Origin of the sequence: Acidovorax bellezanensis, from assembly GCF_025421555.1 — a bacterium.
Classification (GTDB): Bacteria; Pseudomonadota; Gammaproteobacteria; order Burkholderiales; family Burkholderiaceae_C; genus Comamonas; species Comamonas bellezanensis.
This window is the reverse complement of the sequence record NZ_JAODYH010000007.1, coordinates 1-17,293: the sequence shown is the minus strand read 5'-3', so window position 1 is coordinate 17,293 and position 17,293 is coordinate 1. Positions and strand designations below refer to the sequence as shown.

At 63.9% G+C, this 17,293-nt stretch carries 14 protein-coding genes and 1 tRNA gene; 6 read left to right on the top strand and 9 right to left on the bottom strand.

Features of this window, described 5'->3' with window-relative positions:
• The first annotated feature begins 4 nt into the window (after positions 1–4).
• Together N0K08_RS14130 and N0K08_RS14125 are read left to right on the top strand one after the other, a co-directional pair.
• Positions 5–979, top strand: a complete 975-nt coding sequence (locus tag N0K08_RS14130; protein WP_261501032.1) for a Bug family tripartite tricarboxylate transporter substrate binding protein — start codon at positions 5–7, stop codon at positions 977–979.
• A gap of 168 nt (positions 980–1,147) precedes the next feature.
• On the top strand, positions 1,148–2,128 hold the full coding sequence (locus N0K08_RS14125) for a Bug family tripartite tricarboxylate transporter substrate binding protein (protein WP_261501031.1): 981 nt from the start codon (positions 1,148–1,150) through the stop codon (positions 2,126–2,128).
• On the opposite strand, the gene N0K08_RS14120 is transcribed toward N0K08_RS14125, so the two are convergent.
• Positions 2,129–3,046, bottom strand: a complete 918-nt coding sequence (locus N0K08_RS14120; RefSeq protein WP_261501030.1) for a LysR substrate-binding domain-containing protein — start codon at positions 3,044–3,046, stop codon at positions 2,129–2,131.
• Between the two features lie 84 nt (positions 3,047–3,130).
• On the opposite strand from N0K08_RS14120, the gene N0K08_RS14115 reads away from it, so the two are divergent.
• Both N0K08_RS14115 and N0K08_RS14110 read left to right on the top strand, forming a co-directional pair.
• On the top strand, positions 3,131–4,222 hold the full coding sequence (locus N0K08_RS14115; RefSeq protein ID WP_261501029.1) for a threonine aldolase family protein: 1,092 nt from the start codon (positions 3,131–3,133) through the stop codon (positions 4,220–4,222).
• A gap of 45 nt (positions 4,223–4,267) precedes the next feature.
• On the top strand, positions 4,268–5,248 hold the full coding sequence (locus tag N0K08_RS14110) for a tripartite tricarboxylate transporter substrate binding protein (protein ID WP_261501028.1): 981 nt from the start codon (positions 4,268–4,270) through the stop codon (positions 5,246–5,248).
• Positions 5,249–5,257: 9 nt separating this feature from the next.
• Here N0K08_RS14110 and N0K08_RS14105 read toward each other — a convergent pair whose 3' ends face one another.
• The 4 genes from N0K08_RS14105 to N0K08_RS14090 all read right to left on the bottom strand — a co-directional run bounded on the left by N0K08_RS14105 (position 5,258) and on the right by N0K08_RS14090 (position 9,185).
• Positions 5,258–6,934: a phosphoethanolamine transferase gene (locus N0K08_RS14105; protein WP_261501027.1), complete on the bottom strand. Its 1,677-nt coding sequence runs from the start codon at positions 6,932–6,934 to the stop codon at positions 5,258–5,260.
• Positions 6,931–7,698 (bottom strand): phosphatase PAP2 family protein, encoded by a 768-nt coding sequence (locus N0K08_RS14100; protein ID WP_261501026.1) that lies wholly within the window; start codon positions 7,696–7,698, stop codon positions 6,931–6,933. Before N0K08_RS14100 ends, N0K08_RS14105 begins: the two co-directional genes overlap by 4 nt.
• Positions 7,699–7,897: 199 nt before the next feature.
• Positions 7,898–8,605 (bottom strand): VIT1/CCC1 transporter family protein, encoded by a 708-nt coding sequence (locus tag N0K08_RS14095; protein ID WP_261501025.1) that lies wholly within the window; start codon positions 8,603–8,605, stop codon positions 7,898–7,900.
• Between the two features lie 22 nt (positions 8,606–8,627).
• Positions 8,628–9,185 carry a cytochrome b gene (locus tag N0K08_RS14090; protein WP_261501024.1) on the bottom strand — a complete coding sequence of 186 codons (558 nt, stop codon included), beginning with the start codon at positions 9,183–9,185 and terminating at the stop codon, positions 8,628–8,630.
• A 354-nt stretch (positions 9,186–9,539) separates the two neighbouring features.
• On the opposite strand from N0K08_RS14090, the gene N0K08_RS14085 reads away from it, so the two are divergent.
• Together N0K08_RS14085 and N0K08_RS14080 are read left to right on the top strand one after the other, a co-directional pair.
• Positions 9,540–10,175, top strand: a complete 636-nt coding sequence (locus tag N0K08_RS14085; protein ID WP_261501023.1) for a YbhB/YbcL family Raf kinase inhibitor-like protein — start codon at positions 9,540–9,542, stop codon at positions 10,173–10,175.
• An 82-nt stretch (positions 10,176–10,257) separates the two neighbouring features.
• Positions 10,258–11,124: an ADP-polyphosphate phosphotransferase gene (locus N0K08_RS14080; protein WP_261501022.1), complete on the top strand. Its 867-nt coding sequence runs from the start codon at positions 10,258–10,260 to the stop codon at positions 11,122–11,124.
• 75 nt (positions 11,125–11,199) lie between these two features.
• Here the strand turns inward: N0K08_RS14080 and N0K08_RS14075 are convergent.
• The 4 genes from N0K08_RS14075 to N0K08_RS23250 all read right to left on the bottom strand — a co-directional run bounded on the left by N0K08_RS14075 (position 11,200) and on the right by N0K08_RS23250 (position 17,267).
• Positions 11,200–11,274, bottom strand: a tRNA-Val gene (locus tag N0K08_RS14075).
• A 108-nt stretch (positions 11,275–11,382) separates the two neighbouring features.
• Entirely contained in the window at positions 11,383–13,362 is a 1,980-nt protein-coding gene (locus tag N0K08_RS14070; protein WP_261501021.1) for a bifunctional diguanylate cyclase/phosphodiesterase, read from the bottom strand.
• A gap of 88 nt (positions 13,363–13,450) precedes the next feature.
• Entirely contained in the window at positions 13,451–14,167 is a 717-nt protein-coding gene (locus tag N0K08_RS14065; RefSeq protein ID WP_261501020.1) for a transglutaminase-like cysteine peptidase, read from the bottom strand.
• A gap of 154 nt (positions 14,168–14,321) precedes the next feature.
• Positions 14,322–17,267 carry a type I secretion C-terminal target domain-containing protein gene (locus tag N0K08_RS23250; protein WP_315968010.1) on the bottom strand — a complete coding sequence of 982 codons (2,946 nt, stop codon included), beginning with the start codon at positions 17,265–17,267 and terminating at the stop codon, positions 14,322–14,324.
• Positions 17,268–17,293: the final 26 nt, after the last annotated feature.

Genomic DNA, 17,293 nt, shown 5'->3' with positions numbered 1-17,293 from the left:
GTCCATGACTTTTGCATTGCGTTCTTTCATCGCCCCCCTGGGCGCCGCTGTCGCCCTGCTCGCCGGCCCCACCGTCTGGGCCCAGCCCGCGGCCTGGCCGAACAAGCCCATCCGCGTCATCGTTCCCTACCCGGCCGGCGGCAACTCGGACGCCATCGCGCGCTACATCGCCGACAAGCTGGGCCGCGCGGTAGGCCAATCCATGGTGGTGGAGAACAAGGGCGGCGCGGGTGCGACCATTGGCGCCGAGCTGGCGGCCCGCTCCCCCGGCGACGGCTACACCTTGCTGATCGCGCCCACGGCCGTGTTTGCCATCACGCCCCACTTGCGCAAAGTGGGCTACCAGCCGTTCACGGATTTCGTGCCGATCGCCCAGCTGTCGGGCAGCTATTCCATTGCCACGGCCAGCAAGGACGCGCCCTTCAACGACCTCAACGGCCTGATCGCCGCCGCACGCCAGGCGCCGGGCAAGCTCACGTTCGGCTCGGCGGGGCCCGCCACGGCCACCCATCTGGCCGGGGAAATGGTCAAGTACAAGGCCGGCATCGATATGCTGCATGTGCCTTACAAAGGTTCCGCCGAAGCCCTGGGCGACCTCATGGGCGGACGCATCGACATGATGTATGACCCTGTCACTCTCAACCAGGTCAAGGCCGGCAAGGTCAAAGCCCTCGCCGTGATGAGCAAGGCCCGCCACCCCGAGCTGCCCAATGTGCCCACCATCCGCGAGCAAGGCCTGGACATCGACACCCGCAGCTGGTTCGGCCTGTTCGCGCCCAAAGGCACGCCCCAGCCCACCGTGGAACGCCTGGCCGCGGAAACGCAAAAAATCCTCGCCACCGAAGAAGCCCGCCAGCTGCTGCTGAAGATGAGCCAGTTTCCCGAGTTTGTCGGCCCGGCGGCGTTTGCCAAGCAGATCCAGGACGACAGCAGCTTCTTCAAGACCTTGATCGCGCGCGCCAACATCCATGTCGACTGAGAAGAAGCACCCCCTGAGCGGCTGACGCCGCTTCCCCCTCTCATCCTTCGGTGGAGGGGGACGGCACCCTCGCTGCGGGGCGGCCCTTGCTCGGTGCCCTGAGCTGAAACTCTGGGTGGGCTGTGGGTGATGCGCTGAACCATGGATTACTGAGAAGAGGAAAACAGAATGCACAAAAGACTTTTTCTGTCTTCGGTACTTGCCGCCACCGGCGCCGCGCTCACGCAGGGCGCCCATGCCGGCGCCGACGCCTGGCCGGACCGCCCCATCCGCCTGATCGTGCCCTACCCGCCCGGAGGCACCAGCGACAATCTGGGCCGCCTGGTGGCGGATCGGCTGGGCGCCAACCTGCATGCGACGGTGATCGTGGAAAACAAGCCCGGCGGCACCACCCAGATAGGCACCGAGCTGGCGGCCCGCTCCGCGCCCGATGGCTACACCTTGCTGCTCGGCGCCGTGACGGCCTTCACCGTGCTGCCCCATCTGCGGCGCAAGCTGCCTTACGACCCCAAGACCAGCTTCGACGCCATTGGCGCCGTCGCGGAGTACCTGTCGGTCGTGGCGGTGCGCAAGGACCTGGGCGTTGCCACGCTCGCGGAACTGGTCAAGCTGGCCAGGACGCAGCCCGGCAAATTGACCTACGGCTCGGCCGGGCTGGCCTCCTTCGGCCATATCGCGGGCGAAATCATCCAGCGCGAGACCGGTATCCGCCTGCTGCACGTGCCGTTCAAGGGCTCGGCCGACGCCGTCGCGGCCCTGGCCGGCGGGCAGGTGGACATGGTCATCGACGGCGCGGCCGTTCCATTGATCAAGGCCGGGCGGGTCGTGCCTCTGGCCACCTTCGGCAACATCCGCCACCCCGAGCTGCCGAATGTGCCCAGCCTGCCTGACACGGGTTTTCAGATTGCACGTCCCACGGGCCCGAGCTGGGCGCTGCTGACGCCCCGGGGCACGCCGGCCGCCATCAACGCCCGCCTGTCCCAGGCCCTGCACGCCCTGCTGCAGGAGCCCGAAACCCAGGCCCGGCTGCGCCGCATCAGCACCCTGCCCGACTGGCGCCCGCCCGGCGAGCTGCAGCAGGCGATTCAAAGCGACTACCGGTTCTACGCGGATCTGTTGCCCAAGATAGGGCTGCAGCCGGACAGCTGATTAGCGCCTGAAAGGCCCGATGTGCTGCAGATCGGAAGCGATCACGCGCTTGACGTGGTCCGTGAACGCCGCCACCAGCCGCGAACGCTGGCCATCGGGGGGCAGCAAGATCGCCAGGCGCACCGAAATCGCGGGCCGCAGCGGCAGCACGACCAGGTCCAGATTGCGCTGTTCCTCCAGCGCGGCCAGCGGGTTGATCACGCTCACGCCCAGGCCGGCCGCCACCAGCGAACACACCGAGGCCCCCAGATCCGACTCCAGCACGGTGCGCGGCTTGACGCCTTGGGCCTGCAGCATGCGGTCGATGCGCTCGCGCGGGCTGCTACCCACGGGGAAAGACACAAAGGGCTCATCGTCCAGATCCGCGGCCTGGATCTGCTTCTTTCCGGCCAGCCGGTGGTTCCTGGGCAGCACGCAGGCGCAGTCCATGTTCAGCAAGGTGGCAACGTCCATGCCTGGCGGATCGTCGCCGTAGAGGATGGCCAGACCCAGCTCGCACAGACCGGAACTCACCCAGGTATTGATCGTGGCCGCCGCGCCTGAATGGATGGTGATCAGCGCCTCCGGATAGTCGCCCTTGAACTGCGCCACCGCCCGGCTCAGCATGCCGCCGGCGATGCGCGGCATGGCCGCCACCGCCAGCCGGTCGCCCCCGAACGAGCGGATATTGGCCGCGGCGCCTTCCAGGCCCTGCAAGCCGGCAAAGGCTTTCTCCACGTCCTGGAAAAAGCGCTTGCCATCGATGGACGGCTGCAGCCGCGTGCCAAAGCGCTCGAACAGCGCAAAGCCCACGATGGCTTCCAGCTGGGACACCAGCCGGCTCACCTGCGGCTGGGAGGTATGCAGCCGGCGCGCGGCCTCCGTCATCGAGCCTGTCTGCATGACGATGCGAAAGGCTTCGATGTGCTTGAGAGACATGCTTCGAGTTGTCATATCAAAATTGTATATGGCATAGATGAATACGCATTTTAAGAATCAGGAGATCGCTGCAATACTGACTCCATGACATTCGGCAACACCTCCACCCTCCCGCAAACCCCGCCCGTGGAGGACGACTCCGCTGACTTCATCGACCTGCGCAGCGACACGGTGACGCAGCCCACGCCCGCCATGTACGAGCGCATGCGCAGCGCCAGGCTCGGGGACGACGGCCTGGACGGCGACCCCACGGCCCGCGAGCTCGAAGCGCGCACTGCCGACCTGCTGGGCAAGCAAGCCGGACTGTATGTGCCCACGGCCACCATGGGCAACCTGCTGGCCGTTCTGGCGCAAGCCGGCCGGCAAAGCCAGGTCGTGATGGAAAGCACGTCCCATATGTTCCTGACGGAACGCGGCGGCGCCACGCTGTGCGGCGTCATGTACCAGGGCATCGCCGGCGTTGCCGGGGCCATGGATCTCCACGCCCTGGCACAGGCCGTGCAGCCCGGCAACAGCTTGCGCACGGAGCTGGTGTGCATGGAAACCACCCACGTCAATGCAGGCGGCACCGTCTTGCCCCTGGCGCACATGCAGTCGGTCTGTGAAATCGCGCAAGCGGCGGGCGCGCGCGTGCACATCGACGGCGCGCGCATCTTCAACGCCGCCGTGGCCTTGCAGGTGAGCGTCGCCGCGGTCGCACGCTTTTCCGACACCGTATCGGTCTGCCTTTCCAAAGGCCTGAGCGCGCCCGCGGGCGCGGTGCTGGTGGGGCCGGCCGAGACCATCGCCCGCACGCGAAAGTTGCGCAAGATGCTGGGCGGCACGCAGCGCCAGATCGGCGTGCTGGCCGCCACGGGGCTCGAAGCCGTGGAGACCATGCCCCAGCGACTGGCCCAGGACCATGCACTGGCGCGCCGCCTCAGCGACGCCCTGGGCAAGATACGCCCGGACCGCATAGGCATCACCCGGCCAGCCAGCAACATCGTTTTTGTGGAGCTTCCGACCAACGTTCCCGACAGCCAGGTCTGGGCGCAGGAGCTCAAGAGGCACGGCGTGCTGATCCGGCCATGGGGCCCGCGCCGCATCCGCCTGGTCACCCACAGGCATATAGCCCCCGCCGACATCGATGCAGCGGCTCTGGGTTTCCAACTCGCTGCGCGGTCGCTGCTCGACTGAGCGTTGAGCGCCATTTCCCCACCAGAACACTTCAGGAGACTCGTCATGCAATCCCTTTCCCGGCGCGATTTCGTCGCTGGCGCCGCTGCCCTGGCGGCCGCTTCGGCCAGTGGTTCTGTGTTTGCCAGCAGCTACCCCAGCCGCCCCATACGCCTGGTCGTCCCCTATGCGGCGGGCGGTGGCTCGGATTTCGTCAGCCGTCTCATCGCGCAGAAGCTGACCGAGACCATGGGCTGGAATGTGGTGGTGGAGAACAAGGCCGGCGCCTCCAGCCTGATAGGCACGGATGCCGTCGCCAAGAGCCCGGCCGACGGCTATACGCTGCTGCTGGCCGACACCGCCTATGCGACCAACGCCGCCGTGGTGCCCAAGCTGTCGTATGACCCGGCCAAGGACCTGCTGCCGATCACGCTCACCGGCTCATCGCCGCAATTGCTGGTGGCCCACCCTTCGTTTCCGGCCAACAACCTCAAGGAACTGCTGGCCCTGCCCCGCAGCCAGGTGCGCCAGTACGGCGTGGGCTCGCCGGGCCAGGGCTCGGCACCCCATCTGCTGTATGAGATGCTCAAGCTCAAGACCGGCATGGAGCTGGTGCATGTTCCCTACAAGGGCGGTGCCATGGCGCTCACGGATGCGGTGGGCGGCCAAGTGCCCATGGTCATCAACTCCATGCCTGCCTGCATGCCGCACATCGAAGCCAAGCGGCTCAAGGTGCTGGCCATTGCCAGCCCGGCGCGCAACCCCAGGCTGCCGGACCTGCAGACTTTCGCCGAAAGCGTGCCCGGCATTCTGGGCAGTGCCTGGTATGGCTTCATGGTGCCGGCCAACACACCGGTCGCCATCCAGCAGCAGCTCGATGCCGCCATACAGAAGGTGCTCGATCTGCCTGCCGTACAGGAAAAGTTCAGCACCGCCTTCATCGACCCCATGCCGCGCGGCCCCCAGGCCTTCTCGAAGTTCGTGAACGAAGAGATGAGCCGCTTCCGGGATGTGGTCAAGCAAACGGGCGTGACCCAAAGCAGCTGACGGCGGTCTTCACGGTGCGTGCGCGGCGCCACGCACCGAGCCGCTTTCGCAGCCCGCGAACAGATCCCACTGGCGGTCGTAGGCCGTGGTCGTCACCTGCATCAGTCCCAGCACCGACGGGAACAGATTGTCATGGTCGGTGTAGCGCTGCGCACGCTGGCGCACGCACGCCAGATCCAGTCCGCGGCTGGCGGCAAATGACGGTGAGAACCACATGACCAGCGGCACGCGGGTCTGCTCCTGCGGAGCAATCGCATAGGGCACGCCATGCAGGAACAGCCCCTTCTCGCCCAGTGATTCGCCGTGGTCGGAAAGATAAATCATCGCCGTGTCGTAGTCCGCGAGCTCCTTCAACGCAGTGATGGTGCGGTCCAGGAAATAGTCGGTGTAGAGCAAGGCGTTGTCGTAGCTGTTGACGATTTGCTCGCGGGTGCAATCGCCCAGGTCGGCCGTGTCGCAGGTCGGCGTGAAGCGACGCAGCGACGCGGGATGGCGCTCGAAATAGCTGGGTCCATGGTTGCCCAGCTGGTGCAGCACCACCACGCGATCGCCCGGCTTGGCGCGCACCTGCGCGGCCAGGTCGGTCAGCAGGATTTCGTCCAGGCAACGCTTTCCGGTGCACAGCGCGGCATCCTTGGCGTCGGTCAGGCTTTGCGTGGGCAAGCCTTCACAAACGCCCTTGCAACCGGATTGGTTGTCGCGCCACAAGGTGCCGATGCCAGCGTGCTCCAGCACATGCAGCAGCGATTGGTGCGAGCGAATCTTGTCTTCATCGTAGTTGCGCCGCCCAAAGGGCGAGAACATGCAGGGCACCGAGACTTCGGTGTTGGTGCCGCAGGAATGCATGTCGGGAAAGTTGATCACGCCGGCCTGCGCCAGTTGCGGTGTGGTCTGTCGCGCATAGCCATTGAGGCCCCAATTCTGGGCGCGCGCGGTTTCGCCCACGACCAGTACCAGCAGGCGCGGCCGACTGTCCGCGTCCCGCGCCAACGCCTTGGCATCGGCGCCCACGGGAAGTTTGGCATCGGATTTGACCGGCTGCACATTGCGCAGCGCTCTGGGCAGACCCACCAGGAAGTTTCCGGGCGTGATGAGGTAACGCACTTCGCGCTGGTTGCGCATCAGCGACGACAAATCCTGGAACGACAGCAAGGCTCCGCCGACGAGCAGCAGCACCGAAGCCAGCAGAAGGCCTGTGCGCCAGGCCAGGGCCCGACCCCAGCTGCGTCGCACCAGACGCACCCGCCACACCACCAACACGGGCAGCAGTCCCAGCGTCAGCAGCGGCACGATCAACGCCGAAGTCATGAGCTCGCGGCTTTCCTTGAAGTCGGTCGCGAGCACATTGCGCAGCATGCTCACATCCAGATAGACATGAAAGCTGCCCATGTAATAGGCGGCCAGTGCCGTGCTGAGGAGCAGCACACTCAGCACCAGCTTGGCATTCCAGCGCCACACCAGCAAGCCCATCAACAGGCTGTGCATGCCGATCAGAACCAGCAGCAGCGACGCGGCCAGCCGCAGACTGTCGGGCTGCACGGCCATAGCGCTGCGCCAGAACAAGCCATTGCACAGCAACGCGAAGAAGACGCTGGTGAGCAGGATCAGGCGCTCGACGCAGAATTGCGGACGCCAGTCACGCAAGCGCGCCAGCCTGGGCCAAAGCGGAGGATTCAGCGTACTCATGCGCAGGCTCCCGAGGGTACGGCGCTCAACGCACCGGGGCCCATGCCCCATCTTCGAAAACACAGATAAACCCCCAATGCCAGCACCCAGCAGGTGGCCAGCGCCCAGAGGTCATGCGACAGAAAATGCGCGCCGCGCAATTGCTGCGTCACCCCAAACACGCCGCCGGCCACCAAGCCCACGGCCAAGCCCCACCAGCGCCAGGCGGGACGCAGCAGCAGCGCGAAGAAGTACAGGCTGACCCAGGCGTAGCCCGCGCTCGCATGCCCTGCCGGAAAACACATGCCGCGCTCCATGCCCTGTGGCCGCAGCTCGAACAAACCCACAAATTCGTGCAGACCGCCGTAGCGCTCCAGGCTCCAGGGGCAATCCATGTTGGTGAGCGACTTGAGCAGCGACACCATCCCCGCACCCAGCACCCCTGCCAGCACCAGATACAGCAAAGGCCCGCGCAAGCCTGCAGCCCGTGCACTGCGCGAGGACGCCAGCCAGGCCCACAGGCACAGTGCAGCGGCCATCAGCATCGCCGCGCTGCTGAACCACTTTCCGCCCTGGTACAGAAGCTGGCGAGTCACCCAGGATTCGCGCCAAACCCATTGCTCACCTTGCAGGCTGTAGATCCTGTCGGCCAGCAGCTGGTCGCCGCCCGCGCCCATCAGCAGGCCGCTGCCCACCAACACGGCCGCCAGCGGCAGGCCCAGGTGCATGCCGATAAACCGGAAATTCGATGGCTTGCCATACCGCTCAATGAGAGGTGCGTGCAAGCTGAGGTCATGACGAGGCCGTGCGAATGACATGGGAGGTGAATTTGAAGCCCCGCATGTATGAGCGAGGCGATGCTCAATGGGGGCGCGCATCGCCCCCCGCGCCATTGGACACCATGGCGTGGGGATGTAACAGCCATATCAAGCTCAACTACGGGAAGTCCCGGGTGTCGCCGGACCCGCCCCTTGGCGGGTCGATCTACGGCGCCGCGCCGAACAGCGCCCCGACCGCGGCCGTCATCGCCATGGCCAATGTCCCCCAGAGACCCACCCGCAATGCGCTGGAACCCATTGGAGCGCCACCGATCCTGGCGGCAATCGCACCGAGCAGGACCAGGAAGAATATGGCGGTGGCAATCACCCAGGGCAGCAATGACTGCGGCGGCGCCAGCACAACGACGCCCAGCGGCATGGCAGCTCCCACCGTAAAGCTGGCGGCTGAGGCGATGGCCGCCTGCAAAGGGCGGGCACTGAAGGCTTCCGAGATGCCCAGTTCATCGCGGGCATGCGCGCCCAAGGCATCGTGCGCCGTCAGCTGCGTCGCAATCTCGCTGGCAAGGGCCGGCTGAATCCCTCGCCGCACATAGATGGCCGTCAGTTCCTTATGCTCAGCCTCGGGATCGGTGGTCAGTTCTCGGTGCTCACGCTCAAGGTCCGCCTTCTCGGTATCCGCCTGGGAGTGGACCGAGACGTATTCCCCGGCGGCCATCGACATGGCACCAGCCACCAGCCCGGCCACCACGGTCGTCATGATGCTGGCGTGGCTGACCTGCGCCGCGGCGACACCGGCCACCAGGCTTGCGGTCGAGATAATGCCGTCATTGGCGCCGAGCACGGCGGCGCGCAGCCACCCGATGTGTTCCGTTCGATGGCGTTCGCGATGGAATCTGTCGTGGAGTGACTTCATTGAATTCATCGCTTCCTGGGCTTTATCGGGCGTTGCTCCCGGGCAGCATCCGTAGGAGGGTGTTGTCGCGGATAAGGTAGTGGTGCAGCAGCGCCGCCGCCGCATGCAGGCCAATCAGCACGTAACCTGCTGTTGTCAGCGCTTCGTGGATGTCCTTCAATTGGCGGGACAGCGCTTCATTCGCGCCGACCAGCATGGGCAGCGGCAAGCCAAACAGATCGACAGGCTTGGCGGCCGCGCTCAGAGCTAGCCACCCCAGAATCGGCGTAGCGATCATGAAGGCATACAGCGCGTAGTGCATGAGCCGTGCAGACCAGGCCGCCCACCAGCCCATCCGTGGCTCGATGGTCGGAGCGGCACCCGCCCCCCATCGCACACCAAGCCGGACCACCACCAACGCCAGAATGCCCAAGCCCAGCAGGAAGTGCAGTGTTTTCAGGTTGGCGCGCAACGCACTGCCCTTGGGTACGAAGTCGCGCACCTCCATGCACGCATAAATTGCCATGAGCAGCAGCAGCATCAACCAGTGCAAGCCGATGACGCAAGAGCTATAGCGGGTTCCGGAATTCTTGACTCTCATTTTTCCCCGTACTCCAATGCGATCGTCAAATCGCGCATCCGTTGACATGGCCATGGCGCGGTGGATGCATCAAGATGCTGCACAAGCGCAGAAAAAGCAAGCGCCTGGTGAAAGCGCTCAACGTCCCGCGCGGTCAGCGCGGGAACCACTGCGGACCCCGATCCGGTAAGACAATATGGAACAGTGCCCGCATGTCGCAATCGATCACGATTTGTGGGATGGTGCACCATGTCGACTATCCATGGCGTTGATGCACGTCAAGCAACGGGGAAATGCAGAACCATCGGGCATGACGGCCGCCGGACTTGATCGACCTCCCTATCAACCTTGTCAATTCGCAGGACGAAATTTCACATGCAACTCATCAGCCAGAGCTTCCAGGACGGTCACGCGATTCCTGGCGAATTCGCATTCGCAGTGCCCGACTCCACGGCGCATGTCGCCCTGTCGTCGAACCGAAACCCTCACCTTGCCTGGAGCAACGCCCCGGACGGCACCCAGTCTTTCGTCATCGTCTGCCACGACCCCGATGTACCCAGCCGTGGCGACGACGTGAACCAGGTGGGGCGTGAAGTTCCTGCCACGCTGCCGCGTGTCGACTTCTTCCACTGGTTGCTGCTCGACATCCCGGCCGAGGTCACGCAAATCCCGGCCGCATCACATTCCAGCTGCGTGACGCCGCGCGGCAAACCCGGCCCCGCCACCGCCGACGGCTGGCGCCATGGTCTCAACGACTACACCGGCTGGTTCGCGAACGACGAACAGATGAAGGGCGACTACTACGGCTATGACGGCCCCTGCCCGCCGTGGAACGACACGCTGGTCCATCACTACGTCTTCACGATTTATGCCCTGGCCACGCCCACGCTTGACGTTGCCGGGCCGCTGACGGGTGCCAATGTGCGCGACGCGCTGGGCTCCGCACAGGTGCTGGGACAGGCCCGCCTGACCGGCCTCTACAGCCTGAACCCTGCCGTTCCACTCGCTTGAGCACCGGATAGGCGAGAGGGCTTTCTACTGGACACACATACGACCTCTGGCAGCAGGGGTCATGGCGACGACAAGGAGCTGTATGAACATCGACACCAAGGGATTCAAGGTCCGCGAAGGCGACGAGATCGACCTCGACTGCTGGGCCACGAAGATCAAGCCGCTGTACAAATCCCAGAAAGCCTCCCGCCAGCAGCTGCAGGAGCATGTCGAGAAACTGAGCGAGCAGCAGCGCCTTCTCTACGCATCCAACCGCCACGCCCTGCTGGTGATCTTCCAGGCGATGGACACCGCGGGCAAGGATGGCGCCATCCGCCACGTCATGTCCGGCGTCAACCCGCAAGGCTGCCAGGTGTTCAGCTTCCAGCATCCCAGCGCGCAGGAGCTGCAGCACGACTTCCTCTGGCGCACCACGCGCGACCTGCCCGAGCGCGGCCGCATCGGCATCTTCAACCGCTCGTACTATGAAGAAGTGCTGATCGTGCGCGTACACAGCAGCCTGCTGCTCAGCGAAGGCCTGCCCGATGCGGCGGACGAAGACACGGTGTGGCGCGGCCGCTACCGCTCCATCGTCGACCTGGAAAGGCATTTGCACGCCAACGGCACACGCATCGTCAAGGTGTTTCTGCACCTGTCCAAGGAAGAGCAGCGCAAGCGCCTGCTGGCGCGCATCGATGAGCCCGACAAGAACTGGAAGTTCAGCGTCGCGGACATCGCCGAGCGCAAGCACTGGGATGCGTACATGCAGGCCTATGGCCAGGCCTTGAGCGCCACCAGCACGGCGGACTCTCCCTGGTTCATCGTGCCCGCCGACGACAAGGACAATGCGCGCCTGATCGTGTCGCAGATCGTGCTCAACGCCTTGGAGGACCTCAAGCTCACTTACCCGGTGGTCAGCGCGGAGCGACAGCGCGAGCTGAAGGCTTTTCGCAAGCAACTCGCGAAGTGACGCCAGCGGCTGGCGCGGTGCTCAAACAGGCAACAAAAAACCCTCTTGGACCAATGATCCAAGAGGGTTTGACTTTGGTGGGTAATACATGGTTCGAACATGTGACCCCTGCCGTGTGAAGGCAGTGCTCTACCACTGAGCTAATCACCCAAATACTGTTCAACGCAAGCAGCCTGTGCTTTTTGTCGATCCAGCTATTCTAGCACTATCCTGGCCCTCGCTTGAGGCCTGGCCGCGCATTTTTCTGCCCTGGCCCGCTCAGGCCGCGCTGGACGGTTGGGCCACCAGCACATAAGCACCCTGGCTGCGCAGCAGCGCGACCTCCTGCCCATCGGCATCATCGGTGACGTACAGGCGCAATCCCAGTGCCTGGGTCGTATGCACCACGGCTTCCAGCAGATAGCGACCGCCAGGGCTTTCCAAGCCCTCTTCGTTGGAATGCGTGCCCCATTTCACATAGGCGAGCGCCAGCGTATGCAACAACGCGAGGGCCTTGGGCTCCTGGTCCAGGCGCCGCAAGCCCGTGGATGCACCGGCTTGCGCCACTGCCGCGCAGCAGGCGCGCATTTCCAGCGGATAAGCGACCAGGCCATGCGCATCCAGCTCCAGGGACAGGCGCGGCAGCACGAGGTCCGAGGCGTCGCTGTGCATCACCTCCTGCAACTGGCCCAGGAAATCCGCATGGGCCAGGGACGGCAAGGACACGCGCAGCACCAGGCGCTCATCGGGGTGCTGCCGCAGCCACTGCAGGCCCAGCGCCACCGCCCGCAGATCGAACGCAGCCGACAAGCCCAGGCGCACGGCCACCGGCATGAACAGCGAACCGGCCAGCGCATTTTCTTCGGCCGCATGCAGCACCAACAGTGCCTCATTCAGGACATGCTCGCCCTCCGAGCCCGCGTAGACATGGCGGTACACCGCCAGCGACAAGCTGTCTGGCGCTGCCAGCGCCGTCGACAGCAGCTGCTGCCATTGGCTCTGGCTCACCGCACTGCGCAGCGTCTTGTGGCCCTCATTCGCCAAGAACTCCACTTCATCGTGGCCTGTGCCGCCCATCAAGGCCTGGTCCAGGCGCGTCAGCACCTCGCTCACGCGGCACGAGGGACTGTAATCCGTCAAGGCGTAACTCCAGCGCGAGCAGCGCCCGTCGGCCAAAGGCATGCGCAGCGCCTGCAGTGCCTGGCGCAGCTGTTGCACCACCTGCATGGCCTGCGGCCCCAGCAGGCCTGGCAGCAGCACCGCAAACTCCGAGCCATTCAACCGGGCCACCTGGGCCGTGGTCTGCCCCTGCTCGACCAGCACCGCGAGGACGCGCTGCCCCACCAGGACCAGCCATTGGTCAACGCTGGTGCGCGTCATGCCCGCATTCAGGCCAGGCAGATCGTGCAGTCTGAACAGCAGCACCTGGCCATGGGCCGCGGCGTTCCCCAGCTCACCGTGCAACACGCGACCGAGCTCGTGCACGAAATATTTGCGATTGGGCAAACCGGTCACGGCGTCGCAGTTCGTCTCCAGCTCCAGGGACTCGATGCGTGCCGTCTGCTCCTGGTCGGTGGCGCGTACCCGCTCGCGCGTGTCGCGAATGGCGCGGACCACCACCGTCAACTCGTCGACCGGCGCCTTGGTCGGCTGCGGCCCCAGCCCCTCAGTGCCTTCCCGGCTGCCGATATTGCGCACCTGGGCTGAGATTTCATCGCGCAACACACGCCGAAACCAGTTCAGCAGACCCACCACGAACAAGGCCCAGACAGCCCCGGCAGTCAACACCAGCAAGGCCATGCGCGAGCTGCTGCGCCACAGCGCATCGTTGGCGTAACCGCTGTCGACCTGGATCGAAAGCCGCCCGACCTGGCGCCAGCCATCACTGACTTCGCGCACCGTTTGCGCCGGTGCCAAAGGAAGCCAACGGGTAAACCAGGCCGGAGCCAGCCCAGGCTGGCCTTTGCCTTCGGCCTGGCGGCGTGAAAACAGGCTGGTGCCGTCGGGCGCCGTGAATTCAATGGACTTGAACCGCCCACTGTCGAACAAGGCCAGCATCAGCAACTCACGGATCACCGGGTCCTGGTTCGCGGACTGCGACAGCGACAAGGCCAGCGACGATGCCGCATTCTCGCTTTCGGATTGCAACTGCCCGTCCAGGTACTGGCGTGCCGACTCGATGCTGAGTGCCAGCGTACCAAAGAGGATGACCAGGATCGCCAGCGTCACGCTCAGCAACAACTGCTTTAACAAAGACATGGTTCCCGTCCTTTCATCACCATTCGCCACACAGACCGCATCCCGTGCGCTGGCCTGCCCTCGTGGCACATCATCAAAAGACCTCGGCTCATGGCATGAACCCTTCCTGGCGCATGCGCGCCAGCAAATCCTGCCAACGACCAATCCGGTCCACGGGCGCCGGCCTGCCGCCGCCGGCCACATAAATCCCCTGGGCATTGAAGCTGAAAACAGGCGTCAGATCGCTGCGCTGGCTGGCCGGATAAATGCTGCTAACGAGGTTGTCTAGCACCAGAGGATCCGCCGCAGGCGTCTCGTAATAGCCCAGGACCATGTGGGCAACGCTCTGGGTACTGCCTGCGCCGCCCATGCGGGCGCGCACATAGATCAGGCGCAGCTTTTGCGCCGGCACGTCCAGCCGGATCAGTGAAAAATATTTGGCAATGACGTAATCCTCGCAGTCCCCGGCTCGCTGCCCCAGGCTCTCCAGCGGCGTCGCCCAGTAATCGGCCTGCGACCAGACAGCGCTGTCCTCGGATGCCATCACCGTCTGGTTCCAGAAATTGTTCACCGCCTGCAACTGCTGGGCCACCGGACGCCCTGCCTGAGCCTGCAGCATGGCCAGCCACGCGTCCAGGGCCTGGGTGCCACGCGCGCCATAGCGGGACTGCATGGTCTGGTGCAGCCGCCCCACATCCAGGTCCAGTGCCACCGCGCCACGCAACGCCCACAGGCCGACCGCCGCAACGCTGACGGACAGCAGGCTGCGGCGGGAAAGCCTGGTATGGCGATGAAAGGAAAACGGCAAGAACGGGATCACACCCATGCTTTCTGCAAAACGCCGGACCGGCGTGGGATGGTCTGCCAAAGCCGGCAATCCGCCGACGACAGTGGACCATTGTCACCGAATGCTTACAGAAAAAGGCGCACGCACCGCAACATGCGTGCGCCTTTCTGGCCCACCAAGGGCCTGTGCCCTGTCAATGACCGTCGACCTTGAGCTTGCCTTGGCTGATCAAGTCATTGATCAGCTGGTTCTGGTCAGCGGTGCTCAGGTTCACATTCTCCAGCGTGATTTGCTGGTTGAAGTTGCTGCCATCCACCGCCAGCGCCCCGGTTGTCGACACATGGATCACGGTGTTGGTCTGCGCGCCCACCACCTGCGTCTCGAAGTGCAGGAACTTGGTGAGATCGGCGGCAGGAGCGTCCTCGCCCACCAGCAGATCGCGCAGGTCCAGCACATCGGCGCCATTGCCGAAGTCCTTGACCACATCCTTGGCCGGTGTGGCGACAGAACCTTGGTCCCCCGCCTTCCAGACAAAAGTGTCATTGCCCGCACCACCGATCAAGATGTCATTGCCAACCCCTCCCGTCAATGTGTCATCGCCGGTTCCGCCGTAGAGGATGTCATCCCCTGCACCGCCAATCAAGCTGTCGTTGCCGCCCTGGCCGTACAGGATGTCATTGCCGGCACCACCATCCAGGGTGTCGTTGCCGCCACGTGTATCCGTTGCCACGTTAAGGACATCGTGGTGCAGCTTGATGTAGTTGTACAGGTCGGCATCCGTGGGCGCGTGCCCCAGTTGCGCGCCCAGGAACGTCACCAAGGCGGACAGACCAGAGCCAGCGGGCGGTTGAACGGGGGGAACAGGGTTGGATGGCAGGGTGTTCCACGGCAGATTGTCGGTATTGATCACGTCGCCAAAGAGAATGTCCGCACCATCACCGCCGTTGACGATGTCATTGCCCACCGGCGCAGGCAGGTTGTTGACGCCGCCGCCTGACAGCGCGGTATTGAGATCCTCCGGCATCAGCACAATGTCGGCATGACCCGTGGTGACAGATGCGGTGCCCGACATGACAACATTATCAATTCGTACCTGAGCATCACCGCCACTACTGGTTGCATCACTCACTCCGAAGATGAATCGATAAGTACCGCCGTCATACACACCCGTGGTCGAGATCGTTGTGCTGCTGCTATTGGTACGCGACCCACTCTCCACCGGCGTCCACACTCCACCCACAAGCTCCATGAGCTTCCACGTGAACGTATCGCCTGATCCAAAGTTTCTGCTGCTGAAATCAAAACTCAGCTTCATCTGACTGCCGGAATTAATGACAAACATAGGGCCGGTCGCTGTGAATTCGGTTGAATCACGCGTGGTGTCAATCAAATTCAGTCGATCGCTGTTGGTTGTCAGCGTACCCGTGCCAGTAGTGGTCCACGATGCTGCCGCCCCCCATTGAGCCGTCGTACCGAAATCCGCTACCGTGATGCTGCCGGAGACCGTCGTGACAGCAGGAGTGAGTGCGGTATTGTCAAAGGAATCAAGAATGGCCGCATTAATCCCGGTACCAATGCCGATGCTGTTGACCTGACTCACGCTGCTCAACCCGGCGAAGTTGTACGCGTTGGAAAACGCCCCGGAAGAAGGCTGTCCATCCGTCAGGAAGAACGTCAGGTTCTGATACGACCCCGTGGGCATCGTACCGAACCAGGTCGTTGCTTCCTTGAAGGCATTGTCGTAATTGGTGCTATTGGTAGGCACCAACAAATCAATCTGATCGAGCAAGCCCTGGACATTGCCGGAAGACAAGTCCGCGACGCTGATTCTCACCGAGGCGGTGGTGGAGAATCCAATCAAGGCGATGTTGATAATCCCATTGTGGTCAACAAGATCGCTCAGCACCAAGCTTTTCAACGCGTCTCTCACCAAAGCCATGCGCGATTGGACCACTCCTTGGCTATTGGTCCAGTCATCGCTCATACTCCCTGAAACGTCGATCAACAAAGCGATGTTGTAGTTGGAGCCAGGTGTAACGACGGTTTTAATGCCGCCAGAGTCGCCCAGAATGATGTCGTTGCCACTGCCGCCGTTGAACGTGTTGTCCCCGTTATGCACATCCGTCGGGATGTCATTGCCCACCACCTGGTCCACCTTCAACGTGAACTCATGTTGCGCCGAGGTGTCCACCCCTCCGTTGGCCGTGCTGCCCACATCCCGTACCTGGAAGTTGAAGGATGGCGACGCATCCGCGCCCCCGGCCGCGGGGTTTTGCACCAGCGTCAGTTGGCCCGAATTGATATCGCTCAAGCTGATGAACTGCCCTGCCGTCACGGCTTGTCCGCCCAGATACAGCACACCGGCAGCCGCATCCGGCAGTGAGCCGATGACAACCCCCTGCATCGCATGCCCTTCCACAGGGTCGGCAAAGGGGAAATCGTTGCTCTGGAAGGTATAGACCAGGCCTTCCGTGACATGGACTGAGTTATCTGCAGAGGTCGGAGCGTCATTCACGGGGTTCACCGTGATGTCCAGCGTGGAACTGACGGACGTCACCCCGTCCGTCACCTGGTAATTGGCTTGCGGCACGACGCCATTCCAGTTCGCAGCCGGCGTGAAGGTGAATGCGCCATTGCTCCCAATGGTCAGCGTTCCGCCCGCCAGTGTGGCCGTCGCTCCGGCCGCGTAGACCACTCCCCCGATCGTGAAATTCACCACCGTCAAGGTCTGATTGACGTCGGCGTCCGTATCGTTGTTCAGCACATTGCCGGTAATCAGACCTTGGTCTTCGTTGCCTGTACCCGTGTCTGGTTTGGCCACAGGCAGATGATTCAGGTCGACGACGGTCGCATGGCCGGTGTCGGTGATGCCGGCCGGCAGCGGCGTGCCGGTGACGGTGTTGCCGCTCAGCGTGGCGGTCAGGTCGAGTTTTTCGTTGCCTTCGAACACCGCGTCGTCGGTGGTCGGCACCGTGACGACGATGCCGCCAGTCACGCCTATCGGCAGGTCGAAGCTATACACCCCGCCGGCCAGGGTCACGGTGACGGCCGTGCCGCCCACGGTGACGGTCGGCATGCCGATGTCGCCCGCATCCACCTGGCCGCTGAGCGTGAAGCTCAGCTTGGTGATGGTGTCCACGCCGTGGCTCAGGCTGATGTTGAAGA